Source organism: Nocardia sp. GP40 (assembly GCF_050434125.1).
GTDB classification, from domain to species: domain Bacteria; phylum Actinomycetota; class Actinomycetes; order Mycobacteriales; family Mycobacteriaceae; genus Nocardia; species Nocardia albiluteola.
Map to the genome: position 1 here is coordinate 246,249 of NZ_JBNPVW010000003.1, position 18,945 is coordinate 265,193.

Genomic DNA, 18,945 nt, shown 5'->3' on the forward strand with positions numbered 1-18,945 from the left:
CCCCGATCGTATCCGCCGGCGGCGGAGTCGCCGTCCCGCTGACAGCCCGCGCACCGGGTTGCGACAATGTGTGCGTGACTCTCGAGCACGTGTGGCAGATGCGCTTCCCCAGGGCTCCCCTGGGCCACCGCGGCTACGACTCCGGCCATGTCGATGCCTTCTGCGAGCGGGTGGCCAGGGCATACCGGGGCCACGAGCTATTGACCGCCGCCGACATCCGCGAGCACGAATTCCCCGACGCCCCCTTCGGGCACCGCGGCTACGACCGCGATCAGGTGGACGATTTTCTCGATCGCGCCTGCGTCGAACTGGAATTCGCGCGCTGCGGCAGCGCCCGGCATCCCGGCCAGACCGACCTGACCCCCCGCGACGTGCAGCGGCTGCGATTCTCACCGCCGCCGACCGGGCACGCGGGCTACGACTCCGACGAGGTCGACGTGTTCCTGGACCGGGTCGCGACGACGCTCGCGCACGTGGGGCCGAACGGCCTGACCAGTCAGGACGTACACACCGCCAACTTCGGGCTGGCGCACGCGGGAAGCGCGGCGTACTACATCGATGAGGTGGATGCGTTCCTGGATGTGGTGACCCGGACGCTGGCCGCGCAGGAGGCCCCCGGCCGCTAACCGCCGTCGGTTCCCGGCCGGGGGTCGATGCGAGACTGGTGCGCCAGCACGGGGGCGTAGCCGAAGGCCTCGACCAGACTCGGGTCGTTGAAGGCGGTGATGCGGGCGATGCGCGCGCCGATCAGCGTCAGGACCTGCACACCGTGCGCCTGGTAGCGACCGACCCCCGCATACATGTACTCCACGAAGGCGGGCTGTCCGTTCGCCCGAGCGGGCAGCATGAGCCACTGCGACCCGTGGCGCAGCACCCGACTGGAGAGAAAGCCAACCACGGCCCGACGGCCGGTGAACCACGTTGCGACGGGCGGCATTTCGAGTTCCACATCGGCGCGCAGCAGATTCACGAGCGCGTCCGCGTCGGCGCGGGTGAAGGCGTCGACATAGCCGTCGAGCAGGTTTCGCTGGATGTCCGCGTCCGGTTCGGCCAGATCCTCCTCGACCGGTCCCGCGGCGGCCATCGCGCCACGGGCCCGTCGCAGCGCGCTGTCGACGGCCGCGCTCGTCATGTCCAGCATCTCGGCGACCTCGGCGGTTCGGAATCCCAGCACATCGCGCAGTGTCAGTACCGCGCGCTGGCGGGCGGGCAGGTATTGCAGCGCGGCAATGAAGGCGAGCCGAATTCCGGTGTGGGCGGCCACAATTGCCGCCGGATCGCCGATGTGCTGGTCCGGGATCGGCTGCAGCCAGAGCACTTCCGGGTCGGGCGCGGCCAGCGCCACGCGGTGATCGTCCTGCGGCGCACCCAATCCGGACGGCAACGGGCGGCGGGTACGGGCCTCCAGGGCGCTGAGGCAGGCCCTGGTCGCGATCGCATACAGCCAGCGCCGGACCGAGGAGCGTCCCTCGAATCGGTCGTAACCGCGCCAGGCCCGCAGGTACGTCTCCTGCACCAGGTCCTCGGCGTCGTGGATCGAGCCGAGGAGCCGGTAGCAGTGCGCGCGCAGCTCGGGCCGGAACCGCTCGGTGGCGGCGGCGAAATCGGTGTCGAGATCGGTGTCGCGGGGCATCGCGGTGTCTCCCGGGCTGGGCGCTGTTTTCACTGTAGGCCGCCGCTCAGCCGATCGGGTGCAGCCCGGCGCCGTCGAGCCGGTACTCCGGCCCGGTGTCCGCATCGGCGGCGAGATCCAGTACCGCCTTGCCGGCCAGCTCCGGGGTGAGAACCGGCTGCATCCGCGCGGTGAGCGTTTCGGGGTCGACGCCCTGCCGTGCCGCATACCCGGCCACCCCCACGGCCCCGAGATCGGTGCTCGGGGACAGGTTCGGCAGCACCGCGACGAACCGGATGCCCAGCTCCCCGCGCTCGGACTCCTCCGCCGCATAGCCGCGCAGGTACCGGATGGCGGCCTTGGCGGAGGCGTAGCCCCCGCTCAGCGGCGAACCGGCCAGGGCGGCCGCGCTCGACACCGCCACTACCGCGCTGCCCGGAGCCAGCGGTTCACGCAACGCCGTGGTGATCCAGGCGAAGGCATGCTTGGCGTCGGCATTCCAGTTGCGGCCGAACGTTTCCCACGTCTGCTCGTGGATGGGGGCCATGTGCGGGACGACACCCGCATTCAGTACCAGCAGCCCCGGCCGGTACTCGCGAATCACCCGCTGCGCCACGGCCTCATCGGTCGCATCCCCCACCACCGGCACGAACCGTTCCCCCAATTCCTTTCCGACGGCGCGCAATTGCTCCTCACCGCGCGCGATCCCCACCACCGTGTAGCCCGCGCCCACCAGCGCCGCGGCGATACCCCGGCCGAATCCTCGGCTGGCCCCGGTGACGACGGCGGTCTGAGTCTGTTCTGACATCGGATGCTCCCGGATGTTTGTGTTTCGTTCGGTCGACATCGAGACCATCGACGCCGGGGAAATCCGTCAGCCAGACCAAAAATGTGATGTAGATCACATCATGGCGGATCTTGCGATAGGCCTCATACCCGAGCCGTGACCGTCCCGCGGGCCGCGAGCCGGCAGCCCCCTCCCTCGTCACCGGCTCGACTTCGGAATTCGCATCACCTCAGCAGACTCTCCGACGATGCACTCGCCGTCTGGACCGTCGAGCATCGGATTCCACCGCACGCGATGAGCCCCGCGCGCTTCGCACGACCACCGGGACCACCGCTAAGACACTGCGATGACCGGACATCGGACTCGGCGGCGCCGGAAGCCCGTCTGCCGTAGTACATTCGGATGTCGGCCGGGCGTTCGGTTCGTTCGGTGTCGTGACAAAGGGGCGGGATCATGGCTGATGTAGATCTGACGCAATCCGATGCGGACGGCCTGCCGGGCCCGACCACGGCGCCCGATACCGTTCCGCCGGGCCAGAATCCGGCCTACATCGCCGCGACGACCGCGACGAATCCGGATGGCAGCGTTACCACCACCTATCCGCACGGCGACCGGGTGACCGTTCGCGACGGCGCGTCGCTCGAGAGCGGCGGGCGGGCCACCGTAGACACCATCACCGGGAACGGCACGGTCGTCTACCAGCTCGCCGACAAAGCCGTCGCCGCAACGACTATCGCCGCCGACGGTTCGTCCCGGTCGATCGTGAAGGCCGCGGACGGATCGGTGACCGCCATCTCGCGAGCGTCGGGCGGCGCGCTGTCGCTCACCGTCGGCGGGCAGCAGGTGGCGAATCCCGCCGTGGGCGACGTCGTACTCGCCGCGGCCCGCAGCTATGCGGGCGCACCCTACGCCTGGGGCGCCGGCGGTACCTACGGTCCGACGAAGGGCGAGGCCGACAACGGCCAGGGCGCAAACCAGTTCGGCGATTTCAACAAGGTCGGATTCGACTGCGAGGGGCTGGTCCGCTACGCGACCTATCAGGCCACCGGACACGACATCGGCCCGGGCACAACGAATCAGGTCACCTCGCAGTACCTGACGACCGTGGCGCCGACCGGCAATCTCGGCGTCGGCAACGCCCAGCCGGGAGACCTGCTGTACTTCGAAAACCCGCCGGAACACGTTGCGGTGTACGCGGGTTCGCAGAACGGCGCGCCGACGATCGTACAGGCGCCGGAATCGGGGGAAACCGTCGAGGAGGTTCCGCTGAATCGCAACGACCTCTACGGGATCCGGCGGCCGAGCTGATCTCGCGCCGGACCGCGTCGGAGTTACCGCGTCGCGAGCTCGGCATCGCTGCCGACATCGCCGTCGGGAATAGGCTGCGACTCAGCCGATTTCATGGTCGGCCGAGTCGCAGTGCCTCTCAGGGTAGATCGAACTTCCGGTCCTGGATGCCTGCTGTGAAGGCATCCCAGGCAACGGGTTCGAAGACCAATGCCGGGCCGGACGGATCCTTCGAGTCGCGTACGCCAACCAGGCCCTCGCCGAGATGCGCCACCTCGACACAGGTGTCCTGACTCGCCGACCGACTGCTCTTGTACCACGCAGCGCTGGACAGATCGATGTTCATGCTTGGTACTCTCTCGAAATAGTCAGGAGCAGTTGCCTGCTCGCGTCTACATCCAACGCTACGCGCTGAATCTCCTTTGTCGCATACCGAAACTGCTCGACCTCGACCGCCTGATCGAGATACAGCGCCCCCGTGTAGCCCTGCATGTAAACAACGGGCGGTTCGGTCAACCGCGCGGTCGAATGCTCGGGGAAGTCCATCATGACGAACGAACCGGTGAGCAGCCCCTGATGGCCGCCGACACGATCCGGAACGATCTGGATCGCAACGTTCGGCAGTGACGACATGGCGTACAGGTGCAGCACCTGATCCGTCATCACCGCCGGTCCACCCATCGGTCGCCGCAAGATCGATTCGCACAGCAACGCGCGCAACTCGAAACCATTGCCCCGCAACCGCATCTGCCGTCGCTGGAGGATGTCGAGGTACCGCTCCAGATCCTCTGGCGATTTGCCGGGAAATTCGACCCACATGACCGCCTGCCGATACTCGGGCGTCTGCAGCAGGCCGGGAAGAACGGCCAGCTGAAACGTCGCCACCCGGGCCGCGGCCTCCTCCAGCCCGATGAACAGATCGAAGTGATCAGGAACGACTTCGGCAAAACTGTGCCACCAACCAGGTTTCTTGGTCTCCCCCACTAGCGCCGCCAACGCCTCGGTCACCTCCTCACTCGCACCGTACATCTCGCACAGAATCTTGACGTAAAGCTCTTTCAGTTTCGGCCCATCCTGCCCGGACTCCATGCGCCACAACGTCTGCGGCGACACCTCGATTGCTCGGGCGGCGACCGGCACCGTCACGCCGGATCCTTCACGTAGTTTCTTCAACTCCCGCCCCAGCATACGCCGCGGTACGGCCGAACCCGTCATTTGATCCTCCCATTCTGTTATCTCTCAGTTTGGAATGCGATTCGGGTCTCAGTTTGGAAGAGCACCAATATTTCCCGCGAATCGTACGTTTTTGGCTTCCGTAATGCCGCGCGCCACTGTACTACTGAATTCGCCCCGATGGCCGGGATGCACCCACCACCCGGATGTCGTATGTACCAGGCGGTTTCGGCCTCGGCCACCGGGGATTCCAAATCGGTAATTCCAGTTTTCAGGGGTGCTCACATGTACGGACTTCCGATCACCGACCACCGCCGATTGCCAGTCATGACAATCGCCTACGCCCACCTCATCATGCAGACCCATCTGGAATGTCCAGCACGGATATGTCCAGTAAAAGGACAGGCCAAACAGCGCCTCATCGACGCGGGCCAGCTAACCCCCTCCGACACACCACATATGGGTTTCTGACCGCTGGACGTGGCCGCCAACCGCACAAATCGGCCCCATCCTTACGATGGCAGGCACAGTTGAGCCGAACGCACGGGAGAGACATGCCGGACAGGGATACCGCTACCGATCTGACCGCGGCGCAGGCCCTGCAGGAGTTGCAGGGCCGGTACGACCGCGCGGTCGAGAAGTTGCGGGCGGCGGTGCGCGAGTTCATCCACGACGGCGTGGCCCCGGACTGGCGGCAGCGGGCCGAGGGGGCGTTCGTCTATCCCGAGCTGCGCCTGTCCTGGGAGGGTGAGGTGCATCGGGAGAAGGGGCCGCGGTCGTGGGGGCGGTTGACCCGGCCCGGGTTCTATTCGACGAGCGTGACCCGGCCCGAGCTGCTGCGGCGGTATCTCACCGAGCAGCTGGAGGTGATCGAGCGGGACTACGACGTGCGGATCGATGTCGGACCGTCCCGGCAGGAGATCCCGTTCCCGTACGTGATCGACGGCTCCGACCTGGCGCTGGACCGATCGATGAGTGCGACTATCGCGCGCTACTTCCCGACCACCAACCTGGCCGACATCGGCGACGAGACGGCCGACGGGACGCTCGTCCTCGACGAGCCCTTCCCACTCAGCCACTTCGACGCGCTGCGGACCGACTTCTCGCTCGCACGGCTGCGGCACTACACCGGCACGGCGGTCGAGGACTTCCAGCCGTTCGTACTGTTCACCAACTACACCCGCTACGTCGACGAGTTCGTGCGCTGGGCCGGTGACGAAATTGCGGATCCGGACAGCCCGTACCGGCGGCTGGCCTGCGCGGGCGGCGCGGTCGTCACCGCCGACACCCCGGACCGCGACACGACGGTGTCGGATCTGGCCTGGAAGAAGCATCAGATGCCGGCTTGGCATCTGAGCGCCGCCGACGGTCCGGGCATCACCCTGGTGAACATCGGGGTGGGGCCGGCGAACGCGAAGACCATCTGCGATCACCTCGCGGTGCTGCGCCCGGCCGCCTGGATGATGATCGGGCACTGCGGCGGGCTGCGGGAGAGCCAGGAGATCGGCGACTACGTGCTCGCGCACGCCTACCTGCGCGACGATCATGTGCTGGATGCGGTCCTGCCCCCGGACATCCCGATCCCCAGCATCGCCGAGGTACAGCGGGCCCTGTACGACGCCACCCGGCTGGTCAGCGGCATGCCCGGCGACGACGTCAAGGAACGCCTGCGCACCGGCACCGTCGTCACCACCGACGACCGCAACTGGGAACTGCGCTATTCCGCCTCGGCGCTGCGCTTCAACCAGAGCCGGGCCGTGGCGGTCGACATGGAGAGTGCCACCGTCGCGGCCCAGGGCTACCGGTTCCGCGTCCCGTACGGCACCCTGCTGTGCGTTTCGGACAAGCCCCTGCACGGCGAGATCAAGCTCCCGGGCCAGGCGAACCGCTTCTACGAGGGCACCATCTCCGAGCACCTCCAGATCGGCATCCGAGCGGTCGAACTGCTCCGCGCCGAGGGCGACAACCTGCACTCGCGCAAGCTCCGCACGTTCAACGAGCCACCGTTCCGCTGACCGGCTGATCCGCGCGCGCCGATCCGCCCGATCGGCCCACAGTCGTTGTGTCACAGTCCGATTCGGTTGAATGACCAGTTGGCTAACACCTCTTGTTATGTGCCGCCACTTGACGTTATATTACACAAAATAGTGGCATGGTTCATATCGCAGGAGGCCAGAGCATGACAGCCGCCGCAGCTGCCATCGCGTACGGAGCTGACGACCCCGCCGCCGAGCGCATCGTCGATCACGGCCGCATCCCTAGCATGCGCTCCAGCGAATTCGGACCGGCGCGCGGCGACTTCGGGGTCGAGGAGATGATCGCGCGCCTGGACGGCATGTTCGACGGCCGGCCCCGCCACTGCCGCCTGGACATCTACCAGGTCGTCGCAACGCTGCCCGCACCGGAGGTGCACGGCGGGGACGCCAGCTCCGCACTGCTGGCCAACCTGCCGCACACCCAGCCCCGCCAGGCCCTGGATCTGTTGCGGCGCATACCCATTCGCACCGAGAGGCCGCGCGGACCGGCGGGATCCTTCGAGCTGGAGGCCGCCCTGCAGATGATCCGGGTCCTGCTCGAGCTCGGCGAGACGAGCACCGCCCACACCCGGCTGGAGGCGCTGCGGAACGCCTACCTGGGCGATTGGCGGATCTCGTGGTACACGGCCGTCGCGGCGCTGCTCTGCGCCGAATACCGCCGCGCGTACCGGCAGTTCGACATCGTCCGGGTGATGCTGCCGCACGAGTACGCCCCCAGCCTGGCCATGGCGGTCACCGCGGAAATGCTGCTGAACTCCCAGGGCGCACCGCAGGATATCGACGACTGGCGACACGCGTCGATCGACCACTACCGGCACGCGTGGGGCATGAATCGCACTGCGGCGAGCGCCGCGTTCGGCCTGGCCCGCCGCCTGGCCGCGCACGGCGACTTCGCCGGGGCGGTAGCCGTCCTGGACGAACTGCCCGCGGCCTGCGAGCACCGCGACACCGCAGGGCTGGCCGGATGCATTCTGCAGGTGTCAGCCCCGGTGACCGAGCTGAGCGAGACGGACCTGCGGATCGCCGCCGGGCGCCTGGCGGGACTGTCGAAAGCGTCGCGCTATTTGCCGACCCGGATCGTGCTGCTGTGGACGACCCTGGTCTGGCTGCGGGCGGGCGGGAGCCTGCGGAGCCCGGAGACCTCGATCCTGGGCACCCCCAACACCGAAGCGGGACTGCGGTGTGGCCTCGAGGCGGGACTGCGCACGCTGGCCCGGAACACCACGTGTCCCGAGCACCGAATTCGCTTGGTGGACTTGGCCAATCAGGTCCGTCCACGCACCTGGTTCTAGTAGTACGAAGTTCGGAAGGATTGAGGCGTTATGGGTACCTGGGATGTCGGGGAGGTGGTGCTCGTGGCCATGGCCGGCGGGGCCTTGCTCTCCACGGGCTTCGCCCTGCTGTGGTCGATGGGACACTCACGGCCGGTGCTGTCGGCCGATCGCGGCTCCCTGCGCCGCTCGAGCCGGGATCTGGGGCTATGGCCACCGGCGCTGTCGTGTTCGGCGCCGGACCATCCGCTCACGCTCGCCGAGGCCCACCTGGCCATGCAGCTGCACCGCGAACACCAGTGCACCCGCAAGCGCGCCGCGTTCACCGAGCTCGTCGCCGCGGGCCACATCAAGCCCGACTCGTCCCGCCCGAACGAAACCCCGGGCGACTAGCAGGACCCCCGTCGCTCGCATCGGTCGAGCGCTCGCCTCGCCGCACCGCCGCTCGCCCCACCGCCGCACAACGCGTCCCGCGCACCCCGGGATCCGAGCCGGCAGGTATCGTTCCAGGTTGCCCTTGCGTAGCCAGTAGAGCGAGAAAGTGGGTGCGATGCACTGGGATCAGATGTCGGCAACACCCGACGACCTGCGCAAGCGGGCCACACGTCTCCGGCGCGGGGTGGGGCAACTGGGAATTCTCGAATCGATCATCGAGGTTGCGGATGGGCCGTGGCTCGGCGCGATGGATGCCGACGGACGCGGAACCGCCGAACTGCGCATGCACCTGGCGGGGCGATACCGGCTCACCACCGTCGTGACCAGCGCGGGCAAGCTCAGCCTCGTGCAACTGCACTCCCCCTCCGGCGCCGAGCGGGTGCTGTCGACCAAACCGGCACTGCGCCAGGGCTGGACCGACTCCGAGCCGATGCCCAAACAACCCACCTGGCTCGATTACGTCATCGACTGGGTGAGCACCGCGAGCGCGGATGTGAACCGCCGCACGGTCATCGAATGGCAACTCGTCGGCGCGGACCGCCGCCTGGCCGCCATGGACGACACCATCGAGGGCATGCGCACCAGCCTGCTGGAACGCGAACAACTCCGCGCCGGCCTCGCGGCCGAGATCTATCAGCTCCGCTCCGAACTCGATAACCTACCCCTCGCACCCACACCCACACCCGAGGATTCTGCGACATCTCCGGCACCCGAGCGCACTTCCGCGCTCCGCGCCTTCCGGGCCTGCGACGATGTCGACGCGCCTCGCCGCGCCGAGGCACTCTCGACACACACGACGCCCGACGAGCCCGCGCAATCCCCAGCCTGGGATACGCAGCCCGCCGGGCTGCCGTGGGATCCGGATTACGGTGTGGCGTAGCCGATCAGGGCGCCGATGCCCGCGCCGATCGGGATGGTGACCAGCGCGCCGACGCCGCCGAGGAAGAATCCGATCACCGCGCCGATGCCCGCGCCGATCAGCGCGCCAACACCCGCGTTGTACTGCTTGCGGGCCTGCGTGTCCTGATCGTCGATGGCCTGTGCGGTCCGCGGCGTCGCGGACTGCGGTGTGAGCGTGAGGGTTCGGCCGTCGTTCCCGATGCGCGGGGTCAGCCCGGCGATCCCGGCCGCGGATTGCAGGCCGAGCGGAACGGTCGCGACCACGGCGCCCGCCGCGTCGGTCAGGGTGACCGAGCGGGCATCCGGGGCGAGCGCGAACCGCCCGGCGGCGACCGTGGTGGTCACACCCATGTCGCCGGCGGCCGGCGTCACGGTATAGCCGACGCCGTGGTCGACGCCGTGGAAACCGGTGTAGGCCACCGGCTGTGCCCCGGCGATCCCGGCGGTCAGCCCCGTGGCGCCGACCGCGAGTAATGCGGTGGCAGCGATCTTATTGACTCTCATTGCTTTTCCCCTCATTCCGTCGGCAAGCGCCGACACAGCCCCCGACGCCCCTGTACGGTGCGCTCCCATTCTCGCGCAACCCCCGGTCTGGGCGGTCGGTTTTGGATTACATTGCGTGGCACCGCTTCCCCGCATGTGCGCCGAACCTCGTTACGCTGGCCGCATGCCCGCGATCCGCTACCCCGATCGTTCCCTCATCGGCACGCTGCTCCCGGCGATGTCGGACCGCCGCAGCGGCGCGCCGGCGGACGACACCGCCCTGGTGCACGTCTGGGGTTTCACCGGCACCGGCCGCCCGGACGAGACGAACGCCGCCGGTTTCACCCCCTTCTCCCCCGGCGAATCCCGGACCGAGGGCTCACCCATCCTGGACATAGCCACCCGGATGATGGAGGGCATGGGCGGGCGGCTGTGGGGATTCGGCCTGGCCTCACGAACCGTTGTCGAGGCGGTACATCGCGAACTCGACGAGACGGACACCTCGGGTGGGCCCAGGGTCTCGGTATCGCGCCCGCTCGCGGCCCGCACCGGTCTCGCTGCCGAGGAAGTCTGGGCGGCAACGATTTTCGACGGCCGCGGCCGGGAGTACACCCGGATCCAATACCTGCACCTGCCCGATCTCGAACCGATCATCTGGGACGACGACACGGTGCCGCAGTCCGCCGCCTGGATCGATCGCATGGCCGCGGGCGTCGTCGTGGCGCATGTGTGGGCCGCGGCCATGGCGCTGGACGCGACCCGCAATCACGGCGTCCTGGAGCACATCCAGCGCAAGCTCAACGAATGACCCGGCATCACATCCGGTAGTACCGCCGCCGGTATCCCGGCCGCCAGCCCCGCCGGGCGCGCACGATCACCAGGAACAGCACCGGGAACAGGAAGAACGGGAAAATGTGCGTGGTCACCACGAGTGCGACCGCGGCGACGAACGCGACGATCGCGGCCACCTGCAGCACGCCCCGGTCTCCCCGGCGCACTCTCGGGGCAGTCGGCGGCGCCGGCCGCGGCAGATCGGTGAACAGGACCACCAGATCCCCGGTTGTCTTCGCGGAAAAGGCTCGGGCCACTCGCTCGTCGTATTCATCGACCTCGAGCCGCCCGGCGGCGAAGTGCTCGCCCAGCGCCGCGGCGGCCTTCTCGCGTTCGGCCGTTCCGACCCGCAGGCCGGTGGACCCTAGTGCCGCGGGGTCGAATACCGCGGGGTTCGAATCGGTCATGCCAACCCCTAATCGGAGAACGAATATCACGCTGCCACCAGGGTAGGTCGTGCCCGATCCCAGCGCTTACGCCTGCTGACGTATTTCCTCGGTACGCGCGCACCGGTCGTCGCCGACATGGGATGTTCCAAGGAGCACAGGCGATGCCGACCGGTCATGTTCGCTCAGAGCCGAATTGGTGGTGGCCGGATGGAATCGGAAACGCCGTGGTCAGGCATTTCTACCGGCACGGCGGGGCACCGGTGAAGGTACGTTCGGCGATGCATGCCTGTCAAGCGATTTTCCGGGTCATCGCGAGGTGCCCGCTCCCGTCGACGGATTCGCAAGATCGTCGTAGCGTCGTTGTGGTGACCGCACCGGAGAACCTGCCCACCACCGCGGGCGAGCTGCGCGCCGCCGGATATCTGCCGCGCAGCGTCAAGTCCGAGATCCGCGAAAACCTGCTGGCCCTGCTCGGCTCCGGTGGCGACCCGTGGCCCGGCATCGTCGGATTCGATCGAACCGTGCTGCCGCAGCTCGAACGCGCGCTGCTGGCCGGGCACGATGTCGTGTTGCTCGGCGAGCGCGGCCAGGGCAAGACCCGCCTGCTGCGCACCCTGATCGGCCTGCTCGACGAGTGGACACCCGTCATCGCGGGCGCCGAGCTCGGCGAGCATCCCCTCGATCCGATCAGCCCGGCCGGTCGCCGCCTCGCCGCGGAGCTGGGCGACGATCTGCCCGTGGCGTGGCGACACCGCTCCGAGCGGTACGCCGAGAAGCTGGCCACCCCGGACACCTCGGTCGGCGACCTGATCGGCGACGTCGACCCGGTGAAGGTCGCCGAGGGCCGCAGCCTGGGCGATCCGGAGACCATTCACTTCGGGCTCGTGCCGCGCGCGCATCGCGGCGTCGTCGCGGTCAACGAGCTACCCGATCTGGCCGAGCGCATTCAGGTCGCGCTGCTGAACGTGATGGAGGAGCGCGATATCCAGGTCCGCGGCTACACGCTGCGCCTGCCCCTGGACGTGCTGCTGGTCGCGACGGCGAACCCCGAGGACTACACCAATCGCGGCCGCATCATCACCCCGCTCAAGGACCGCTTCGGCGCGGAGATCCGCACCCACTACCCGCTCAGCGTCGAGGCCGAGGTGGATCTGGTCCGCCAGGAGGCCGAGCTCGTCGCCGAGGTGGGCGATCCGCTGATCGAGGTGCTGGCCCGGTTCGTCCGGCAGCTGCGGGAATCCGCCGCGATCGACCAGCGCTCCGGTGTGTCCGCCCGTTTCGCGGTCGCCGCCGCCGAGACCGTGGCCGCCGCCGCGCTGCGCCGCGCCGCCATCACCGGCGAGCATCCCGCCGTCGCCCGGCCCGTCGACCTCGAGTCCGTGCCGGCGGTGCTGCGCGGCAAGCTCGAATTCGAGTCCGGCGAGGAGGGCCGCGAACAGGAGCACCTGGTGCACCTCATGCGACGCGCATTCTCCGAGACCGCGCGGGCGCGCCTGGGCGGAATCAACCTGCGCCCCTTGGCCGCCGCCGTCGGCGATGGCAACCTGGTCACCACGGGCGAGCGCGTCCCCGGCAAGGACGTGCTCTCGGCCCTGCCCGAGCTGCCGGTGCTGCACGAGGTCGCCGCCCGCCTCGGCGTCGAGCCGACCGAGCCGTCGACTCGCATCGCCTCCGCGGTCGAGTTCGCCTTGGAGGCACTGTATCTGGCCCGGCAGGTGGCGAAGGACACCGACGACGGCATGGCGGTCTACGGCGCATGACCGCCCCTGATCACTATTCCTACGGCCCTTATCATGACGGACCGGATCCGCTCGCCCCACCGCTGGATCTGCGCGATGCGCTGGACCAGATCGGGCGCGACGTGATGGAGGGCAGTTCGCCGCGCAGCGCGCTGGAGGAGCTGCTGCGGCGGGGCATGAACGGCATGCGGGGGCTCGACGATCTGACGCGGCAGGTGTGGCAGCGGCGGTCCGACATCTCCCGGCGCAACCGGCTCGACGGGACCCTGCAGGAGGTGCGGCGGCTGCTGGACGAGGCGCTGGATGCCGAGCGGCGGGCGTTGTTCCCGGATCCCAGCGACGACGCGCGGTTCGCCGAGGCGCAGCTGGACGCGCTGCCGCCGAGCACCGCGGCGGCGGTCGGCGAGCTCGCCGAGTATCCGTGGCGCTCGGAGCAGGGCCGGGAGAATTACCGGAAGATCCGCGATCTGCTCGGTCAGGAACTGCTCGAATCCCGTTTCCAGGGCATGAAACAGGCGCTGCAGAGCACCACGCCCGAGGACGTCGAGCGGATCAAGGAGATGATGTCGGATCTGAACGATCTGCTGGCCGCCCACGCCCGCGGCGAGGACACCGACCAGCAGTTCGCCGAATTCATGGACCAGCACGGGGAGTTCTTCCCCGAGAATCCGCGCAATACCGACGAGCTGATCGACGCGCTCGCCGCCCGTGCCGCCGCCGCCCAGCGCATGATGAATTCGATGACCGCCGAACAGCGCGCCGAACTGGGCGAGCTCATCGGGCAGGCGTTCGGCGATCCGGAGGTGGCCGCACAGGTCGCCGCGCTGGACGCCAATCTGCGCGCGCTGCGACCGGGCGAGGACTGGGAATCAGGGCAGCGCTTCCGCGGGCAGGACCCGCTCGGCCTGGGCGAGGGTGCGCAGGCGATGCAGGATCTGGCGGAACTCGATGCCCTTGCCGAGCAGCTCGGCCAGTCGTATCCCGGTGCGCGGCTGGAGGATATCGATATCGACGCGCTGACCCGCCAGCTCGGCCAAGACGCCTCGATCGATGCCGCGCGGCTGGCAGAGCTCGAGCGGGAACTGCGTCGTCAGGGCCTGTTCGAACGCGCACCGGACGGCTCACTCCGATTGACGCCCAAGGCATTACGGCGCCTGGGCGAGACCGCGCTGCGGGCGGTCGTCGGGCAGCTGCGCTCGCGGCGCGGCGAACGCGATACCGCGCTGGCCGGTGCGGCGGGCGAGCCGACCGGGGCCTCGCGGCCGTGGCGATTCGGCGACACCGAGCCCTGGGACGTCTCGCGGACCGTGCGCAACGCGGTCCTACGGTCGGCCTCGGCGGGCAGCCGGACGGTGCGGCTGGATGTCGCCGATGTCGAGATCACCGAGACCGAGCAGCGTTCCCGAGCCGCGGTGGCGCTGTGCGTCGACACCTCCTGGTCGATGGTGCAGGAGGGCCGGTGGGTGCCGATGAAGCGCACCGCGCTGGCCCTGCACCAGCTCATCACCACGCGGTTCCGCTCCGACGCGCTGGACGTCATCACCTTCGGCCGCCACGCGACCTCGGTCGACATCTCCGAACTGACTGCGCTGGAAGGGGTCTGGGAGCAGGGCACCAACCTGCACCATGCACTACTACTGGCCGGCCGTCACCTCCGCCGCCATCCCGACGCGGTGCCGGTCGTCCTGGTAGTCACCGACGGCGAGCCCACCGCCCACCTCGAATCCGACGGCGAGGCCTACTTCAACTGGCCACCCCAACCCCGCACCCTGGCCGCAACAATGGCCCAGGTCGACGCCCTGGCCAAACTCGGCGCCTCGGTCACGGTCTTCATGCTCGGCGACGAACCCCGCCTGGCCGCCTTCGTCGACCTGGTAGCGCGGCGCAGCGGGGGGCGCGTGATCGCCCCGGATCTAGACGGCCTGGGCGCGGCGGTCGTCTCCGACTACCTACACGGCCGCCGAGGCTGACTCGCCGACGGCAAATTCAAATATGAGTGTGCCGCAATGGATGCACACTCCTGCACAAGTCCGCCGCGGCGGCGGTCACTCGAATAGGTCCAGAGTGGGGTGCGGTTCGCGGCCGCGGACCTCGATGGAGCCGAAGACCAGGTCGGGGGGTGGGACCAAGCCCAGGTGTTCCCACGCCGCCGCGGTGGCGACGCGGCCGCGAGGTGTGCGGGCGATCATTCCGGCCCGGACCAGGAACGGTTCGCAGACCTCCTCGACGGTGGCGGCCTCCTCACCCACGGCCACGGCGAGGGTCGAAACCCCTACGGGCCCACCGCCGAAGCTGCGGACCAGGGCGCCGAGTACGGCGCGGTCGAGGCGGTCCAGGCCCAGTGCGTCGACGTCGTAGACCGCCAGCGCGGCCCGGGCGATCTCGACGGTCACCAGGCCGTCGGCGCGGACCTCGGCGTAGTCGCGCACGCGGCGCAGCAGGCGGTTGGCGATGCGGGGGGTGCCGCGAGAACGCCCGGCGATCTCGCCGGCGGCATCGGATTCCATGCGCACACCCAGGATTCGGGCCGAGCGCTCCAGAATCCGTTGCAGCTCATCGGGTTCGTAGAAATCCATGTGCCCGGTGAACCCGAACCGGTCGCGCAGCGGGCCGGTCAGCGCGCCCGAGCGGGTGGTCGCACCGACCAGCGTGAACGGCGCGATATCCAGCGGAATCGAGGTCGCGCCGGGCCCCTTGCCGACGACGACGTCGACTCGGAAGTCCTCCATCGCCAGGTACAGCATCTCCTCGGCGGGGCGGGCCATACGATGGATCTCGTCGATGAACAGCACATCGCCCTCGACCAGATTGCTCAGCATCGCGGCCAGATCCCCGGCGCGCTCGAGCGCCGGGCCGGACGTAATACGCAGCGCCGTACCGAGTTCCGCGGCGATGATCATCGCCATACTCGTTTTGCCGAGGCCGGGCGGGCCGGACAACAGCACGTGGTCGGGGGTGCCGCCGCGCTGCTTGGCGCCGCGCAGCACCAGCGCCAGCTGCTCGCGCACCCGCGGCTGACCGATGAAATCGTCCAGCGACTTCGGGCGCAGGCTCGCCTCGATCTCGCCATCGGAGCTGAGATAGCTTGCGGTGACCTGTGATTCGGACTCGTCGAACTCCTCGGTCACGATCCCGCCTCACTGCCCGGGCGCACCGGCCGCCGCGGAACGCACCGAGCCACCGCTGTGCACGCAAGCCCATCCCCCGGCTGGGTCGGTACGTATTCTGCACGCCCGTAGCTGAGCACGAACCTCTTCGTGAACCTGGCCCGCATGCTGCGCATCACCGGTTCTTACCGAGCATGCCCAGCGCCGCGCGCAGGGCCTTGGACGTATCCAGATCCGGCTGGTCGGCCAGCACCGAATCCACCGCGGGCTCGGCCTGTTTCGCCGCAAATCCGAGGCCTATCAGCGCCTCCACCACCTGATCGCGGACCGGGGTGACCACGGCCGCCGGGCCCGATCCGGGCGGACCCGACTGCACCGGAACGAGATCCACCTTGTCGCGCAGCTCGACGACCATGCGCTCGGCGCCGCGCTTGCCGATGCCGGGCACCCGGGTCAGCGCCGCGACATTGCTCTCCGCGAGGGCCTTGCGCAGCGCCTCGGGCTCGAGCACCGCCAGCACCGCCATCGCCAGGCGCGGCCCGACCCCGGACACGGTCTGCAGCAACCCGAACAGCTCCCGCGCCTCGGTGTCGGCGAAGCCGTACAGCGTCATCGAATCCTCGCGCACGATCATCGCGGTATACAGCCGCGATTCCTCGCCGCGGGTGAGGGCGGCCAGCGTCGCGGGGGTGGCGTTGAGCCGGTAGCCGACCCCGGCGGCCTCGAGTACCGCGTGGTCGAGGCCGATCTCGAGCACCTCTCCGCGCACCGACGCGATCACCGGGTTACCGCCTTTCGTTGCTGGGCCAGTCGTTCGGCATATTTGCGCTGCTGTTCGGCGGCCATCGCCTCGGCCTTGGCCATCCGATCCAGCATCGGCGCCCGCCAACAATGACAGATCGCCAGGGCGAGCGCATCGGCGGCATCGGCGGGCTTCGGCGCGACCTGCAGACCCAGGATCCGCGTCACCATCGCCGTCACCTGCGCCTTGTCCGCGGACCCGTTGCCGGTGACCGCCGCCTTGACCTGGCTCGGGGTATGAAATGCCACCGGGATCGACCGGCGCGCGGCCGCGAGCGCGATGACCCCGCCCGCCTGCGCGGTGCCCATCGCGGTGCGCACGTTGTGCTGGGAGAACACCCGCTCGATCGCGACAGCCTCGGGCTTGTGCGCGTCCATCCAGTGCTCGGCCGCGTCGGAGACCGCGAGCAGCCTATGAGCGAGATCCATCTCCGGCGGGGTGCGCACCACATCGACATCCAGCGCCGTGACCTGCCGCCCGAGCCCGCCCTCGACGAGGCTCAGACCACACCGCGTGAGCCCGGGGTCGACACCCATCACCCGCACCAGCAGCACCCCTCGAGTCAGCGAACAGTTGTTCGAAGTCTAGAGGATGAGTGAGTGCGAACTCGACACCGACACAGGCTGATCGAGGCCCGACCGCCCCGCATCGCCGTACAGTGCTCGGCGTGGAGAACGTAGCGCACGAACAGCGAATCACGATCCACGCACGAACACACGCACTTTCGGCTGCTGCCCGATGATCTCGGATAGCCGGAACCAGCCTCGCCGTCAACGGCAACCGGATACCTAACCGCGTGGAGTCAGCTGCTCAGGCGCGCGGCGAAAGCGTCGTAGGCGGCCGAGGTGAACAGGACGAAGCAGATCTCCTCGACGGCCGTGTCGGCCGCACGCGCCGTCTCGACCGCGATGCGGGCGCCGTCGTCCAGCGGCCAGCCGAAGATTCCGGTCGAGATCGCCGGGAACGCGACGCTGCGGGCACCCAATTCGTCTGCCACCCGCAGGGATTCGCGATAACACGACTCCAGCAGGGCCGAGCGGTCCTCGGTGTCCGACCAGACCGGGCCCACGGTGTGGATCACCCAGCGAGCGGGCAGGTTGCCCGCGGTCGTGGCGACGGCCTGCCCGGTCGGCAGGCCCCGGCCGTACCGAGAGGCGCGCAGGTCGCGGCACTCGGACAGGATTGCGGGTCCGCCTTTGCGGTGAATCGCGCCATCCACACCGCCACCGCCGAGCAGTGCGGAATTCGCCGCGTTCACCACGGCGTCCACGCGCTGCTCGGTGATATCGCCCAGCACCAGTTCGAGTTCCGCCACGGGGCTATTCTGCCGTCGGAGCGCAACGATCCGCGAGCAATTTCAGCCGCGCCGCGCGACGCTCCCAGCCCGGAGACGCCCCGAGGCACGGACTCGACCAGCGGTACTACTTCGATATCTGCCGGCTGAGCGGAAGTTCAGCAGTACTGACAGATACCGGTGGCCGGGAGCTGGATGAAGCACTGCGGGCACACCGCGGGGGCCGGCTCAGGCTCGGGAGCCACCGCGGTCGTGGCGCGCGCGGTCGACTTGTTACGCTTGGCCGCGACCTTCGGGGTGAGCGGGGGCACGCCGCCGTCGGCGGGGATCTCCGCACCATAGGTCTGGTAGCACTGCCAGCGCGCGTAGGCGGCGTGCAGCTCCATGTCCTCCGGGGTGGGCAGTCCGGCAAGTTCGAGGACGTACTTGTAGGTGAGGTCGACCGTGTGGTCGGCCCGCACGCACAGGGACGTCAGCGGCGGCTCCCCCGCGCCGTGGCAGCGGCGGGCGACCTTGCGCAGGATGGCGTCCATCCAGGTGCGGGTCGGGGCGTCGGTGTGCACGCCCGAGATCTCCTGCACGCGCTCGGCGAGTTCGTCAATGGTCACGAAATGCCCATAGCCGGTGGCGGTTTCGGCCAAAACCTCGTGGGCGGCCAGTGCCCATGCCACCGCGGCCTCGCGGAACGGCACCGTGGCGCCGTCGCTCGCGAGCCAGGCTCCGGAAGATGATGTAGCGGCTTGCTTCATAGCCTCCCTACGGTACCGCGAGACCGCCAGCGCACTCCACCGGCCCTGTG

20 protein-coding genes are annotated in these 18,945 nt (G+C 68.9%); 9 read left to right on the forward strand and 11 right to left on the reverse strand.

Features of this window, described 5'->3' with window-relative positions:
- The first annotated feature begins 74 nt into the window (after positions 1 to 74).
- On the forward strand, positions 75 to 626 hold the full coding sequence (locus tag ABH933_RS10210; RefSeq protein WP_429416340.1) for a DivIVA domain-containing protein: 552 nt from the start codon (positions 75 to 77) through the stop codon (positions 624 to 626).
- On the opposite strand, the gene ABH933_RS10215 is transcribed toward ABH933_RS10210, so the two are convergent.
- Positions 623 to 1,633, reverse strand: a complete 1,011-nt coding sequence (locus ABH933_RS10215; RefSeq protein ID WP_429416343.1) for an RNA polymerase subunit sigma-70 — start codon at positions 1,631 to 1,633, stop codon at positions 623 to 625. The genes ABH933_RS10210 and ABH933_RS10215 overlap by 4 nt on opposite strands.
- A 46-nt stretch (positions 1,634 to 1,679) precedes the next feature.
- Complete coding sequence (locus ABH933_RS10220; RefSeq protein WP_429416346.1) at positions 1,680 to 2,420, reverse strand: SDR family NAD(P)-dependent oxidoreductase; 741 nt, start codon at positions 2,418 to 2,420, stop codon at positions 1,680 to 1,682.
- Between the two features lie 432 nt (positions 2,421 to 2,852).
- Here ABH933_RS10220 and ABH933_RS10225 point away from each other — a divergent pair, with 432 nt between their 5' ends.
- Positions 2,853 to 3,707: a C40 family peptidase gene (locus ABH933_RS10225; protein WP_429416349.1), complete on the forward strand. Its 855-nt coding sequence runs from the start codon at positions 2,853 to 2,855 to the stop codon at positions 3,705 to 3,707.
- 118 nt (positions 3,708 to 3,825) lie between these two features.
- Here the strand turns inward: ABH933_RS10225 and ABH933_RS10230 are convergent, their stop codons facing one another.
- Complete coding sequence (locus ABH933_RS10230) at positions 3,826 to 4,032, reverse strand: DUF397 domain-containing protein (RefSeq protein ID WP_215920840.1); 207 nt, start codon at positions 4,030 to 4,032, stop codon at positions 3,826 to 3,828.
- Positions 4,029 to 4,901 carry a helix-turn-helix domain-containing protein gene (locus ABH933_RS10235; protein ID WP_429416353.1) on the reverse strand — a complete coding sequence of 291 codons (873 nt, stop codon included), beginning with the start codon at positions 4,899 to 4,901 and terminating at the stop codon, positions 4,029 to 4,031. The genes ABH933_RS10230 and ABH933_RS10235 overlap by 4 nt, the downstream gene beginning before the upstream one ends.
- Before the next feature lie 512 nt (positions 4,902 to 5,413).
- On the opposite strand from ABH933_RS10235, the gene ABH933_RS10240 reads away from it, so the two are divergent.
- From ABH933_RS10240 to ABH933_RS10255, 4 genes are all read left to right on the forward strand, one after another.
- On the forward strand, positions 5,414 to 6,874 hold the full coding sequence (locus ABH933_RS10240; protein WP_429416355.1) for an AMP nucleosidase: 1,461 nt from the start codon (positions 5,414 to 5,416) through the stop codon (positions 6,872 to 6,874).
- 164 nt (positions 6,875 to 7,038) lie between these two features.
- On the forward strand, positions 7,039 to 8,187 hold the full coding sequence (locus tag ABH933_RS10245; protein ID WP_429416357.1) for a tetratricopeptide repeat protein: 1,149 nt from the start codon (positions 7,039 to 7,041) through the stop codon (positions 8,185 to 8,187).
- A 30-nt stretch (positions 8,188 to 8,217) separates the two neighbouring features.
- A complete protein-coding gene (locus tag ABH933_RS10250) occupies positions 8,218 to 8,559 on the forward strand; it encodes a hypothetical protein (protein WP_215920833.1) in 342 nt (113 codons plus the stop codon).
- Positions 8,560 to 8,716: 157 nt separating this feature from the next.
- On the forward strand, positions 8,717 to 9,481 hold the full coding sequence (locus ABH933_RS10255) for a hypothetical protein (RefSeq protein ID WP_429416360.1): 765 nt from the start codon (positions 8,717 to 8,719) through the stop codon (positions 9,479 to 9,481).
- On the opposite strand, the gene ABH933_RS10260 is transcribed toward ABH933_RS10255, so the two are convergent.
- Positions 9,466 to 10,005 carry a hypothetical protein gene (locus ABH933_RS10260; protein ID WP_429416363.1) on the reverse strand — a complete coding sequence of 180 codons (540 nt, stop codon included), beginning with the start codon at positions 10,003 to 10,005 and terminating at the stop codon, positions 9,466 to 9,468. The genes ABH933_RS10255 and ABH933_RS10260 overlap by 16 nt on opposite strands.
- 163 nt (positions 10,006 to 10,168) lie before the next feature.
- On the opposite strand from ABH933_RS10260, the gene ABH933_RS10265 reads away from it, so the two are divergent.
- On the forward strand, positions 10,169 to 10,792 hold the full coding sequence (locus ABH933_RS10265; protein ID WP_429416366.1) for a hypothetical protein: 624 nt from the start codon (positions 10,169 to 10,171) through the stop codon (positions 10,790 to 10,792).
- A gap of 7 nt (positions 10,793 to 10,799) precedes the next feature.
- Here ABH933_RS10265 and ABH933_RS10270 read toward each other — a convergent pair whose 3' ends face one another.
- On the reverse strand, positions 10,800 to 11,222 hold the full coding sequence (locus ABH933_RS10270) for a DUF1707 SHOCT-like domain-containing protein (RefSeq protein ID WP_429416368.1): 423 nt from the start codon (positions 11,220 to 11,222) through the stop codon (positions 10,800 to 10,802).
- A gap of 347 nt (positions 11,223 to 11,569) precedes the next feature.
- Between ABH933_RS10270 and ABH933_RS10275 the strand changes: the two genes are divergently transcribed.
- Positions 11,570 to 12,964 carry an ATP-binding protein gene (locus tag ABH933_RS10275; protein WP_429416371.1) on the forward strand — a complete coding sequence of 465 codons (1,395 nt, stop codon included), beginning with the start codon at positions 11,570 to 11,572 and terminating at the stop codon, positions 12,962 to 12,964.
- Positions 12,961 to 14,913 (forward strand): vWA domain-containing protein, encoded by a 1,953-nt coding sequence (locus tag ABH933_RS10280; RefSeq protein ID WP_429416374.1) that lies wholly within the window; start codon positions 12,961 to 12,963, stop codon positions 14,911 to 14,913. The genes ABH933_RS10275 and ABH933_RS10280 overlap by 4 nt, the downstream gene beginning before the upstream one ends.
- A 75-nt stretch (positions 14,914 to 14,988) precedes the next feature.
- On the opposite strand, the gene ruvB is transcribed toward ABH933_RS10280, so the two are convergent.
- The 5 genes from ruvB to ABH933_RS10305 all read right to left on the reverse strand — a co-directional run bounded on the left by ruvB (position 14,989) and on the right by ABH933_RS10305 (position 18,895).
- The gene (gene ruvB, locus ABH933_RS10285) at positions 14,989 to 16,071 is read right to left on the reverse strand and encodes a Holliday junction branch migration DNA helicase RuvB (RefSeq protein ID WP_215920821.1); all 1,083 of its coding nucleotides are present in this window, start codon (positions 16,069 to 16,071) and stop codon (positions 14,989 to 14,991) included.
- A 154-nt stretch (positions 16,072 to 16,225) separates the two neighbouring features.
- Positions 16,226 to 16,831, reverse strand: coding sequence for a Holliday junction branch migration protein RuvA (ruvA, locus tag ABH933_RS10290; RefSeq protein WP_429416379.1), 606 nt, complete (start codon positions 16,829 to 16,831; stop codon positions 16,226 to 16,228).
- Positions 16,828 to 17,397 carry a crossover junction endodeoxyribonuclease RuvC gene (ruvC, locus tag ABH933_RS10295; protein ID WP_429417765.1) on the reverse strand — a complete coding sequence of 190 codons (570 nt, stop codon included), beginning with the start codon at positions 17,395 to 17,397 and terminating at the stop codon, positions 16,828 to 16,830. Before ruvC ends, ruvA begins: the two co-directional genes overlap by 4 nt.
- A 257-nt stretch (positions 17,398 to 17,654) precedes the next feature.
- Positions 17,655 to 18,167, reverse strand: a complete 513-nt coding sequence (locus ABH933_RS10300; RefSeq protein ID WP_429416382.1) for an O-acetyl-ADP-ribose deacetylase — start codon at positions 18,165 to 18,167, stop codon at positions 17,655 to 17,657.
- A gap of 137 nt (positions 18,168 to 18,304) precedes the next feature.
- On the reverse strand, positions 18,305 to 18,895 hold the full coding sequence (locus ABH933_RS10305) for a hypothetical protein (protein ID WP_429416385.1): 591 nt from the start codon (positions 18,893 to 18,895) through the stop codon (positions 18,305 to 18,307).
- Positions 18,896 to 18,945: the final 50 nt, after the last annotated feature.